Below are 11,886 nucleotides of genomic sequence, written 5' to 3' on the forward strand. Positions count from 1 at the left end.
GAACAGGTTCCGGCGGCCGGACAGAACAGCGGGAAGACAACCCAGCAGGGCGTCAGTCAGTGGCTGGGCCACGATCACCGGAACCTGAGTATCAGCATCAATGTCAGTGGCCCCCGGCATCATGGCCTCATGCGTGCTGCTCGGTTGATCAAGATGGTGCTGCTGCTTCAGGGGCGAAGGTCCATGACGGCGGTCGAGCTGGCGCGGGAGCTGGAGGTTTCGGAGCGGACCGTCACGCGGGACGCGCAGGCGTTGTCGGAGGCGGGGATTCCGGTGTACGCGGAGAAGGGGAGGGGCGGGGGATATCGGCTGGTCGGGGGGTACCGGACGCGGTTGACGGGGCTGGGGAGGGAGGAGGCCGAGGCGTTGTTCCTGAGCGGGGTGCCGGGGGCGCTCAGGGAGATGGGGCTGGCGGACGTGGCGTCGGCGGCGCGGATGAAGGTCGCCGCCGCGTTGACACCGGCCCTCCAGGACGCCCCCGCCGTCGCCGCCCAGCGGTTCCATCTCGACGCGCCCGGGTGGTTCCGGGAGGCCGAGGTGCCCGAGGGGCTCGCCGGGGTCGCCGAAGGGGTCTGGGGGGACCGCCGGGTCCGCGGGGTGTACCGGAAGAAGGGGAACGCCGTCCAGCGGGAACTCGATCCGTACGGGCTCGTACTGAAGGCCGGGGTCTGGTATCTGTGCGCCCGCGTCGAGGACACGTTCCGCGTGTACCGGGTCGAGCGGTTCGAGTCCGTGGAGGTGCTGGACGAAGGGTTCGAGCGGGACCCCGGCTTCGAACTGCCCGCGTTCTGGGAGGCCCAGGGGGAACTGTTCGCGAGGTCGCTGCTGCGGGAGGAGATCGTCGTACGGCTCTCTCCCGAGGGAGTACGGAGGCTGCCGCACGCCGTGGACCCCGTCGCCGCGCGGCTGGCGCTGGCGGACACGGGGTGGACGCGGGAGTGGGTGACGGTGACGCTGGGCGTCGAATCCCAGGACGTGGCGTTCACGCAACTGCTGTCACTCGGGGCGGAAGCCGAGGTGGTGGCGCCGGGGGAGCTGCGGGAGCGGTTCGCGGAGGCGGCGGGGAGGCTGGGGGAGCTGTACGGGAAGGGGGCGGGCGCACACCCTTCACCTGATCTCCTTCGAGAATGCCCCGTTCTTCAGGGCGGGGAGGAATCGAAGCTCCTGCGCAGCAGGGCGGCAGGCGGGGTTTCGCCGCCAGGGCGAAAGGGCGTGCCTGGACGGCAAGTTGACCTCCGATGATCGGTCTTACTAGGTTGTTCTGCGTGAAGATTGTCGCGCAGGTGAAATTGTTGCCTGCGTCCGCTCATGACGCGGATGCACTGGCGGCGACCCTGCGTGCCTGCAACCGGGCCGCGAACGCGGCCTCGGAGGTCGCGTTCGCGAAGGATCTCAAGCGCCGGAACGTGTTGCAGGACGCCGTGTACCACCGGATCAAGGCCGACTTCGATCTCGGGGCACAGGCCGCCGTACGCACGGTCAAGAAGGTGTGTGACGCCTACGCCACGCTCAAGGCGAACCTTCGGGCGGGGAACTACGGTCCGCAGGACTCCAGGCGCCGGGCGAAGGCGGAGGGTAAGCCGATCCGTTTCCGGGAGACTTCGGCGCAGCCGTACGACGACCGGATGCTGACCTGGAACCGCGACACGCGGACCGTCAGTATCTGGACGGTGGCCGGACGCCTCAAGGGCATCCCGTTCGTCTGCTCCCCCGAGGCGATGGAACTGCTTCGCTCCCGTAAGGGAGAGTCGGACCTGGTGATGCGGGACGGCGTGTTCTTCCTCGTCGCCACCGTCGACGTCCCCGAGCCCGAGCTGTTCGAGCCGCGAGGCTTCCTCGGTGTGGATCTCGGGATCGTCAACATCGCCACCACGTCGGACGGCACGATCATGTCCGGCCGTCAGGTCAACCGGTACCGGCGGCGCAAGCGGGACCTGCGCTCGAAGCTCCAGAAGAAGCGCACCAAGAGCGCGGCCCGTGTCCTCAAGCGCCAGCGGCGCAAGGAAGCCCGGTACGCCACCCAGCGCAACCACATCATCGCCAAGAAACTCGTCGCCACCGCTGAACGCACCTCCCGGGGTATCGGTCTGGAAGACCTGACCGGTATCCGGCAGAGGGTCACGGCCAAGAAGGACCAGCGGGCACGGCTTTCCTCCTGGGCGTTCGCCCAACTCGGCTCCTTTGTCGAGTACAAGGCCAGGCGGGCCGGTGTGCCCGTGGTCCACGTGGACCCGCGCAACACCTCCCGCCAGTGCTCGGAGTGCTGGCACACTCACCGGACCAACCGAGTGGATCAAGCACGGTTCGTGTGCAAATCCTGCGGGATCGTGCTGCACGCGGACCACAACGGCTCCCGCAATATCGGCTACCGGGCCGATGCTGTGTGGCAGCGGGGCGCAGTCAACCGCCCCAGTACCGCCTAGCGGTACCGGACGCAGGGGACCACAGTGGGGCATCAGCTCTCACTCTGCCTGCAAGCCCGGCTCTTCAGAGCCGGGTAGTTGACTCCCAGCCGATCCCGCGACTCCGGGTGCGTCCGGTCCCGGGAAGCACGATGCTGGAGCGGTGATGGATGAGACGGAGTTCTGGGAGCTGATCGACCACGCGCGGCATTCCGCCGAAGGGGACCCCGAGGAGCAGTCGGACCTGCTGGTCGCGCGGCTGCTGGAGCGGGACCCCGAGTCGGTGCTGGACTTCTCCCGTCACTTCGAGTCGCGGTACAACCGGGCGTACAGATGGGATCTGTGGGGTGCCGCCTGGGTCCTGCTGGACGGCATCAGCGACGACGCGTTCGACTCCTTCCGCTGCTGGCTGATCGGCCAGGGCCGGGACGTCTTCGAGGGCGCCCTCCACGACCCCGACTCCCTCGCGGAACTCCTCGGCGACTTCGACGAGGAGATCGACGGCGACGGCGAGGAACTGGGCTTCGCCGCGGACGAGGCGTACGAGGGCCTCACCGGCGTCATCGCCCCCGACCTCGGCATCCCGCCCGCACCCCCGGAGCCCGAGGGCACCCCGATCGACTTCGAGAACGAGAAGGTCGTGGCGGAGCGGTACCCGAGGCTGTGGGAGCGCTTCAAGGGGTAGGGGTCACACGCTGGTCCGGCGGCGCTGCGAGGCGTCGCCCGGAATGCACGTCCGGGCCTGAGGCGTCCCTGCGCACGCCCCTGCCCGTTAACTCGTCCGTGGGGAACCGGACTTGAGGAGAGGTTCGTTCAGGGGGCGGCCTGGGCAGGTGGTGACGGTGCCCTATGCCCATGACCTCGATTCCGGTTCATCACCTTCCGGGCGCGATGTGTGGTGTGCCACTCGGTGGAACCAACGTCCCGGTCCAACCGTTTTCCGAGGTACACGCACGCGTGGCCGGTTTCGATCACCCGTGCGGGTGCGGCTGATCAAAAGGGCCCTTCCCCCACGTATTCATGGGTTCGAGAGAAAGGCGGCTCCGTGGACCTGCTCGACATCCTGCTGGTGCTGGTCGTACTCGCGTACGCCGGCTCCGGCTACCGCCGCGGCCTGATGGCCGGCTGCGTCTCGCTGGCCGGTTTCGTCGGCGGCGCGGTGATCGGCGTGTGGGTCCTGCCCTGGGTGATGAACCTGGTGACGCCGGGGACGACGGCGGCGACGGTCACCGCGGTGTGCACGGTGCTGCTGCCCGCCGTGATCGCCCACAGCCTCGCCGGCCGCCTCGCCCTGCGCCTGCGCCGCGAACTGGACCGCGGGCCCCTCAGAGTCGCCGACGGCATAGGCGGCGCCGCGGCCAACGCGGTCGCCGTCCTGATCGTCGCCTGGGTCGCCGCGAGCGTCCTCGGCGCGTCCTCCTCGACGCTGGTCACCTCGGCGATACGGGACTCCAGACTCCTCGGCACCGTCCAGGACGCCATGCCCGACACCACCCCCGCGTGGTTCTCCAACGCCACCTCCGCCCTCACACAGGCCGGGTTCCCCCAGGTCTTCAACCCCTTCGAGAACGAGTCCACCGCCGAGGTCGCCAAACCCACCGGCGACAGCGTCACGGCCAGCGCCACCAACGCGGCCAAGCTGAGCACCGTCAAGATCGAAGGCGCCTCCGGCAATCAAGGGCGTGAGGGCAGCGGGTTCGTCTACGCCCGCGAACGCGTCATGACCAACGCCCACGTCGTGGCCGGCATCGACCACCCCACCGTCCGTATCGGCGGCGTCGGCCGCTCCTATGAAGCCCGCGTGGTCCTCTTCGACCCCAACAAGGACGTCGCCGTCCTCTACGTCCCCGACCTCCGTGCCCCCATCCTCCGCTTCGACGACACCGCCTCCCGCGGCGACCAGTCCGTCGTCGCCGGCTACCCCCAGGACGGCGACCTCAACCTCCAGGCGGCCACCGTCGCAGGCCGCCTCAACGCCACCGGCCGCAACATCTACAACGACGCCACCGTCACCCGCGAGATCTACTCCATCCGCTCCACCGTCCGCCCCGGCAACTCCGGCGGCCCACTGTTGACCACCGACGGCCGGGTGTTCGGGGTGGTCTTCGCCCGCTCCACCTCCGACGACGAGACGGGGTACGTGCTGACGGCGGCGGAGGTCGCGCCGGACGCGGTGAAGGGGACGACCGCGACGGCACGGGTGTCGACCGGGGACCTCATTACGTCGTGATCGCGACCGCTTGGGTCGCGAATGTTGGTGGCGTATCCTTCTATGTACATCACCAACATCGTGCCGGAGGTGCCGCATGTCTGTGACGCAGATCGACATCGATGACGAGGCTCTGGAGCGCGCCATGGCTCTGGCCAAGGTCAGAACCAAGAAGGAAGCGGTCAACCTCGCTCTGCACTTCTATGCCGAGCAGCAGGAACGAGCGGCACGGATCGGCCGGCACTTCGAGCGCGCGCGTGAGTGGGGTGCCGTCGAGGACGCCGAGCAGCAGCATCGGGCGGAGAAGAACAGCCGGTGATGTACCTGCTCGACACATCCGGCCTGGTCCGGCTGCTCCGCGATGCCAAACTGCAAGCGACCTGGCACGACGCGATCGACGCCGGTGCTATCGCCTCTTGCTACGCACAGCGCACCGAATTCCTCTACAGCTCCCGGAACAGGCGCGAATACGACGAGATCGCGGAGATGTTCTCCGATCTCTATCCTGACGTACCGGTCCCGAAGAACGCGGGGCGCTGGATCAGCGCGGTACAACACCGGATGGCCCAGGCCGGAGAGCACCGCAGCGCCTCAGCGGTGGATCTCATCATCGCCGCCACCGCTGCCCACCACGGCCTGACTGTCCTTCACGACGACGCTGACTACCGTGCCGTCGCCCGCCATGCGTCCGACCTGAGCGAACACAATATCCACGACCTCGCCTGATGGGGGGGTTCTCCCCACCCCCCTACGGGTGTTGGAGCGATGTCCCTCCACCGCCCCGCCGGGAAGGCTGGGCGGCATGGACAAACGATCACTGAAGACCGCCGCTCTCCTCCTCGCGACGACACTCTGCGGAACCGCCGCCGCGCTCACCCCGGCTCAAGCAGCCGAGGACACAGGCAAGTTGAGCCAGCGGCAACTGGACGCGGAAGTCAGGCAGTTGCTGGGGGAGGCCGGGTTCGTCGGGGTGTCTGTCGAGGTGCGGGACGGGGGGAAGAGGATCCAGGCCAGGGCCGGGGAGGCCCAACTCGGTACAGGGAAGCCCGTGCCAGTCGGGGCGGAGTTCCGGGCCGACAGTGTGACCAAGACGTTCGTCGCGACCGTGGTGCTTCAACTTGTCGCCGAGAGGCGGGTGTCGTTGGACGACACTGTGGAGCAGTGGCTGCCCGGAGTCGTCAGCGGGAACGGGAACGACGGTCGCAAGGTCACCCTGCGGAATCTGCTCCAGCACACCAGCGGCATCCACAACTACGACTACACGGACGACACCGGCTACACCGCCGAGGCGTTCCAGAAGCACAGGTACGACCACCTCGCGCCGGAGCGGATCGTCGAGGGAGCCATGCGGAGCGCCCCCGATTTCCCCCCGGCCGACGCCAACGACCCCGAGCCGGAGTGGAGTTACTCCAACCCCAACTACGTCCTGGCCGGGATGATCGTCCAGCGCGTTACCGGCCGCACCTGGCGGGAAGAGGTGCACGACCGCATCGTCCGCCCCCTGGGCCTGACCGGCACCTATGCCCCCGGCGACGATCCCCGCCTACCGGGCCCGCATGCCCACAACTACCACCGCTTCCCGGGCTCCACGGACTGGACCGACACCACCGAACGGAACATGACCCAGTCGGACGCGGCGGGTGAACTGATCACCACCAAACGGGACATGGACCGCTTCTACACGGCTCTCCTCACCGGCCGCCTCCTCCCGCCGGCCCAACTCGCCCAGATGCGCCACACGGTCCCCGTCAGCGCGAGGTTCCAGGAGATCTTCCCCGGCCTCCGGTACGGCCTCGGCCTCATGCGCCAGCCGCTGACCTGCGGAGGCGACCGCTGGGGGCACGGCGGGGACAACGACGGCGACTTCGTACGGAACGGGTTCACGGCGGACGGCCGGCGGAGCATCGTCATCACGGCGTCGGGCAAGGTCCCCGAGGAGAGCTCGCTGCTGCGCGCCGAGGCGGCGCTCCAGAAGCTGACGGACGCTGCCCTCTGCAAGGGCGTATGAAAGAGAACCGGCCCCAACGGACAATCCGCTGGGGCCGGTTCAAAGGTCAGCTCACAGGCCGTACCGCTCCCGGGCCTCCTTCACCGCAGCCGCCTTGACCTCGCCGCGACGGGCGAGTTGGGCGAGTGCGGCGACGACGATCGACTGGGCGTCGACGCCGAAGTGGCGGCGGGCGGCCTCACGGGTGTCGGAGAGGCCGAAGCCGTCCGCACCCAGTGAGGTGTAGTCCTGCTCGATCCACTGCGCGATCTGGTCGGGAACCTGGCGCATGTAGTCGGAGACGGCCAGGACAGGGCCTTCGGCGCCCTGGAGCGCCTGACGGACGTACGGGACCCGGTCCTCGCCGCGCAGGAGAGCGGCGTCCGCCTCCAGCGCGTCGCGGCGCAGCTCCGTCCAGGACGTCGCGGACCAGACGTCGGCCGCGACACCCCACTCCTCGGCGAGGATCCTCTGCGCATCCAGCGCCCAGTGGATCGCCGTACCGGAGCCGAGCAGCTGGATGCGGGCGGCGTTGGCGGCCGGTGAAAGACCCGCCGACTCCGCCGTGTTGAAGCGGTAGAGCCCCTTGACGATGCCCTCGTCGATGCCGAGCCCGGCCGGCTTTGCGGGCTGCGGAAGCGGCTCGTTGTAGACGGTGAGGTAGTAGAAGACGTTCGGGTCCTCACCCGGCGCCGCCTCGCCGTACATCCGCCGCAGACCGTCCTTGACGAGCACCGCGATCTCGTACGCGAACGCGGGGTCGTACGACAGCGCCGCCGGGTTCGTCGCCGCGATCACCGGCGAGTGGCCGTCCGCGTGCTGGAGGCCCTCGCCCGTCAGCGTCGTCCGCCCGGCCGTCGCGCCGACGAGGAAGCCTCGGCCGAGCTGGTCGCCGAGCTGCCACATCTGGTCGGCCGTGCGCTGCCAGCCGAACATCGAGTAGAAGATGTAGAACGGGATCATCGCCTCGCCGTGCGTCGAGTACGACGTCGAAGCGGCGATGAAGTCGGCCATCGAACCGGCCTCGGTGATCCCCTCGTTGAGGATCTGCCCGTTCTTCGCCTCCTTGTAGTACATCAGCTGGTCACGGTCGACCGGCTCGTACGTCTGACCCTTGGGGGAGTAGATCCCGAGGGACGGGAACAGCGACTCCATACCGAACGTGCGCGCCTCGTCCGGGACGATCGGCACCCAGCGCTTGCCGGTCTCCTTGTCACGGACCAGGTCCTTGACGAGCCGGACGAACGCCATGGTCGTCGCCACGTTCTGCGAGCCGGAGCCCTTGTCGAACGACGCGAACGCCTTCTCCGACGCGGACGGCAGCGGCGCGAGCGCGTGCGTACGACGCGCCGGAGCCGGACCGCCGAGGGCCGCGCGGCGCTCCTGGAGGTAGCGGACCTCCGGGGAGTCGGCGCCGGGGTGGCCGTACGGCACCTTGCCGTCGACGAACGCGCTGTCCGGGATGGGGAGTTCGAGCAGGTCACGCATCGTCTTGAACTCGTCCACCGTCAGCTTCTTCATCTGGTGGTTGGCGTTCTTCGACGCGAAGCCGGTGCCGAGAGTGTGGCCCTTGACCGTCTGGGCCAGGATCACGGTCGGAGCGCCCTTGTGGGACAGCGCCGCCTTGTACGCCGCGTACACCTTGCGCGCCTCGTGCCCACCGCGCGAGAGGTGGAAGCACTCCAGGATCTTGTCGTCGCTCAGCAGCTTCGCCATCTCGACGAGCGCCGGGTCCTTGCCGAAGAAGTCGGCGCGGATGTAGGCCGCGTCACGCGTCTGGTACGTCTGCACCTGCGCGTCCGGAACCTCGCGCAGCCGCCGGACCAGCGCGCCCGTCGTGTCCAGCGCGAACAGCTCGTCCCACGCGTTGCCCCAGAGGGACTTGACGACGTTCCAGCCGGCGCCGCGGAACTGGGCCTCCAGCTCCTGCACGATCTTGAAGTTCGCGCGGACCGGGCCGTCGAGACGCTGGAGGTTGCAGTTGATGACGAAGGTGAGGTTGTCGAGCCCTTCGCGGCTGGCCAGTGCGAGTGCCGCCGTCGACTCCGGCTCGTCCATCTCGCCGTCACCGAGGAACGCCCAGACGTGCGACTGGGAGACGTCCTTGATGCCGCGCGCGGTGAGGTAGCGGTTGAAACGGGCCTGGTAGATCGCGGAGAGGGGGCCGAGGCCCATGCTCACCGTCGGGAACTCCCACAGCCACGGGAGGCGGCGGGGGTGCGGGTAGGAGGGGAGGCCGTTGCCGCCCGCCTCCTGGCGGAAGTTGTCGAGGTGCGCCTCGGTGAGGCGGCCGTCGAGGAAGGCGCGGGCGTAGATGCCGGGGGAGGCGTGGCCCTGGATGTACAGCTGGTCGCCGGAGCCGTCCGCCTCCTTGCCCTTGAAGAAGTGGTTGAAGCCGGTCTCGTACAGCCAGGCCGCCGACGCGAACGTCGCGATGTGGCCGCCGACGCCGTACTTCGAGCCCCGGGTCACCATCGCGGCGGCGTTCCACCGGTTCCACGCGGTGATCCGGCGCTCCAGCGCCTCGTCACCGGGGACGCCGGGTTCGCCGGACGTCGGGATGGTGTTGACGTAGTCCGTCTCCAGCAGCTTGGGCAGCGCGATGCCGGCGCCCTCGGCCCTCTCCAGCGTGCGGCGCATCAAGTACGCGGCCCGGTGAGGCCCGGCAGCCTTCGCGACAGCGTCCAAAGACGCCTGCCACTCGGCAGTCTCCTCCGGGTCACGGTCCGGGAGCTGGTCGAGCGCGCTCGGCTGGATGGCGTTGAGGTCGGTCATGTCGCCGCCTTCCTGGTCGAAGGGGGGTGCCCTTGGTCTTTGGCAGGACAGGGCGAGGACCTCGGTGGAGGTCCGTCGAGGACTGTAACCCCCTGATCGATGATCGATCAAAGGGGGGAAGGGTAAAACTCGTCGAACGGGAGAAAGTCGGCACAGGGTGCCTCCGGCGGAGACACCGGGTGCCGTCCCCTTCGGGGATTTGCGCAGGTGGGGGGTGCGTTCTGTAGTGCGGCGACTGCGGGCGGTGGGTGGCTGGTCGCGCCCACGCGGCGGAGCCGCATATCGATCAGCCCCGCGCCCCTGAAAGACGTGGTCGCGCTGATTTCTTCGTCTGCCGCTCGCGCTCAGCGCGGCCACCGGTCGAAAAGACGCGGCTGCGCCGAGCCCTCAGGCTGCCACCACAACCCCGTCTTTCAGGGGTGCGGGGCTGTGTTGATATGCGGCTACCGCCGCGTGGGCGCGACTGGCCAGGTATGGCCTTCACCCGGCATCCGGGCAGCACCCCGTCTTTCAGGGGCGCGGGGCTGTGTTGATATGCGGCTACCGCCGCGTGGGCGCGACCGGCCAGGTACGGCCTTCACCCGGCATCCGGGCAGCACCCAGTCCTTCAGGGGCGCGGGGAACTGCGCGACCAGCCACAACGCACCCGCACTCGCCAGATCACAGCACCACCCCACCCCTCACGCGCTAGGCGCACACCCCAGCACATGCGCCTTCACCAGATCCGCGATCCGAGGATCCCGCCTCTTGAACGCCGCCACCAACTCCTCGTGCTCCTCGGCGTAGGACTGCTGAACCGTCCCCAGCCAGCGGATCGACAACGCGGTGAACACCTCGATGCCCAGCCCCTCCCACGTGTGCAGCAGCACCGAGTTCCCCGCCGCCCGCACCAACTCGCGGTGAAAGGCGACAGTGTGCCGGACTTGCCCCGTCCCGTCCGACAACCGGTCCGCCTCGTAGAGGGCGGCGACATGGGGCTCAAGGGCGGAGCAGTCCGTGGCGAGACGATCCGCCGCCAGTTCAGCCGCGATCGCTTCAAGCCCCGCCCGCACGGGGTAGCTCTCCTCAAGGTCCGCCGCCGTCAGGTTCCGCACCCGCACACCCTTGTTCGGCGCGGACTCGATCAGCCGAAGAGACTCCAGCTCACGCAACGCCTCCCGCACCGGCGTCTGGCTGACCTCCAGCTCCGTCGCGATCCGCCGCTCCACGATCCGCTCGCCCGGCTTCCAGCGCCCACTGACGATCCCCTCCACGATGTGCTCGCGGATCTGCTCGCGCAGCGAGTGGACGACGGGCGCGGTCATGTGGGCTCCTTAAGGCGTTTGACGTTTAGACCATAAGGCCGGGAGCCGCCGCAGGCAGGGCACGCGGGTGCCCTTTTACGCAGGTGAGACGAGACTTACATGGCGCCTACGCGGGGGGACGACGACGCCCCCGCCGGAGGAATTCCGGCGGGGGCGTCGTCGTCCAGCAGGAGTTACAGACCGAGTTCAACCTCGTTGAGATCCCCAGCCCTGTGCAGGGCTGCCACGATCAGAGCCCGAGCTCGACCTCGAACTCGCCCGCCTCCAGGATCGCCTTGACGGCCGTCAGGTAACGGGCCGCGTCGGCGCCGTCGACCAGACGGTGGTCGTAGGACAGCGTCAGGTACGTCATGTCGCGGACGGCGATGACCGTACCCTCCTCGGTCTCCAGGACGGCCGGCCGCTTGACCGTGGCGCCGATACCGAGGATCGCGACCTGACCCGGCGGCACGATGATCGTGTCGAAGAGGGCCCCGCGCGAACCGGTGTTGGAGATCGTGAAGGTCGCCCCGGACAGCTCGTCCGGCGTGATCTTGCTGGCGCGGACCTTGCCGGCGAGGTCGGCGGTGGCCTTGGCGATACCGGCGAGGTTGAGACCGCCGGCGCCCTTGATGACCGGGGTCATCAGGCCCTTCTCGGAGTCCACCGCGATCCCGATGTTCTCGGAGTCGAAGTAGGTGATGGTCCCCTCGGCCTCGTTGATCTTCGCGTTGATGACCGGGTGCGCCTTGAGCGCCTGAGCCGCGGCCTTCACGAAGAACGGCATCGGCGAGAGCTTGACACCCTCACGCGCCGCGAAGGAGTCCTTCGCCTGCGCACGCAGCTTCATCAGCTTCGTGATGTCGACCTCGACGACCGAGGACAGCTGCGCCTGCTCGTGCAGCGCCTTGACCATGTTGTCGCCGATGACCTTGCGGATGCGCGGCATCTTGACGGTCTGGCCACGCAGCGGGGACGCCTCCAGGACCGGCGCCTTCTTGGCGGCGGCAACCGGAGCAGCGGCGGCGACCGGAGCCGGAGCGGCGGCGGCCTTCGCGGCCTCGGCAGCGGCGACGACGTCCTGCTTGCGGATCCGGCCACCGACACCGGTGCCCTTGACACGAACGGCGTGGCCATCCCCGCCACGACGAGCAAGGGCACGACGGGCCCCGCCACCAGCCCCCCGGCGATCTGCTGACCCGTCATCAACCGGGCGTTGGCGGTGCCGAG

General features: G+C 68.8%; 9 protein-coding genes and 1 pseudogene. 7 read left to right on the plus strand and 3 right to left on the minus strand.

Going from position 1 to position 11,886, the window contains the following annotated elements:
- Positions 1–129: 129 nt before the first annotated feature.
- The 7 genes and pseudogenes from ACVNF4_RS24720 to ACVNF4_RS24750 all read left to right on the plus strand — a co-directional run.
- A pseudogene (locus tag ACVNF4_RS24720) lies at positions 130–1,086 on the plus strand (helix-turn-helix transcriptional regulator); the annotation flags it as partial.
- 179 nt (positions 1,087–1,265) lie between these two features.
- On the plus strand, positions 1,266–2,423 hold the full coding sequence (locus ACVNF4_RS24725; protein ID WP_461805074.1) for an RNA-guided endonuclease InsQ/TnpB family protein: 1,158 nt from the start codon (positions 1,266–1,268) through the stop codon (positions 2,421–2,423).
- A 145-nt stretch (positions 2,424–2,568) separates the two neighbouring features.
- Positions 2,569–3,087, plus strand: a complete 519-nt coding sequence (locus ACVNF4_RS24730) for a DUF4240 domain-containing protein (protein WP_461805075.1) — start codon at positions 2,569–2,571, stop codon at positions 3,085–3,087.
- 360 nt (positions 3,088–3,447) lie between these two features.
- On the plus strand, positions 3,448–4,632 hold the full coding sequence (locus tag ACVNF4_RS24735) for a MarP family serine protease (RefSeq protein WP_461805076.1): 1,185 nt from the start codon (positions 3,448–3,450) through the stop codon (positions 4,630–4,632).
- Positions 4,633–4,708: 76 nt separating this feature from the next.
- The gene (locus tag ACVNF4_RS24740) at positions 4,709–4,930 is read left to right on the plus strand and encodes a type II toxin-antitoxin system VapB family antitoxin (RefSeq protein WP_461805077.1); all 222 of its coding nucleotides are present in this window, start codon (positions 4,709–4,711) and stop codon (positions 4,928–4,930) included.
- Positions 4,927–5,337 (plus strand): PIN domain-containing protein, encoded by a 411-nt coding sequence (locus ACVNF4_RS24745; protein WP_461805078.1) that lies wholly within the window; start codon positions 4,927–4,929, stop codon positions 5,335–5,337. The genes ACVNF4_RS24740 and ACVNF4_RS24745 overlap by 4 nt, the downstream gene beginning before the upstream one ends.
- A gap of 76 nt (positions 5,338–5,413) precedes the next feature.
- Positions 5,414–6,619: a serine hydrolase domain-containing protein gene (locus ACVNF4_RS24750; RefSeq protein WP_461805079.1), complete on the plus strand. Its 1,206-nt coding sequence runs from the start codon at positions 5,414–5,416 to the stop codon at positions 6,617–6,619.
- 51 nt (positions 6,620–6,670) lie between these two features.
- Here the strand turns inward: ACVNF4_RS24750 and aceE are convergent, their stop codons facing one another.
- The 3 genes from aceE to ACVNF4_RS24765 all read right to left on the minus strand — a co-directional run.
- On the minus strand, positions 6,671–9,373 hold the full coding sequence (gene aceE / locus ACVNF4_RS24755; RefSeq protein ID WP_461805080.1) for a pyruvate dehydrogenase (acetyl-transferring), homodimeric type: 2,703 nt from the start codon (positions 9,371–9,373) through the stop codon (positions 6,671–6,673).
- A 680-nt stretch (positions 9,374–10,053) separates the two neighbouring features.
- A complete protein-coding gene (locus ACVNF4_RS24760; RefSeq protein WP_461805081.1) occupies positions 10,054–10,677 on the minus strand; it encodes a GntR family transcriptional regulator in 624 nt (207 codons plus the stop codon).
- A gap of 229 nt (positions 10,678–10,906) precedes the next feature.
- Positions 10,907–11,886: 2-oxo acid dehydrogenase subunit E2 (locus ACVNF4_RS24765; RefSeq protein ID WP_461805082.1), on the minus strand; the 980-nt coding region annotated here is incomplete at its 5' end.

This window comes from Streptomyces sp. S6 (assembly GCF_054880855.1).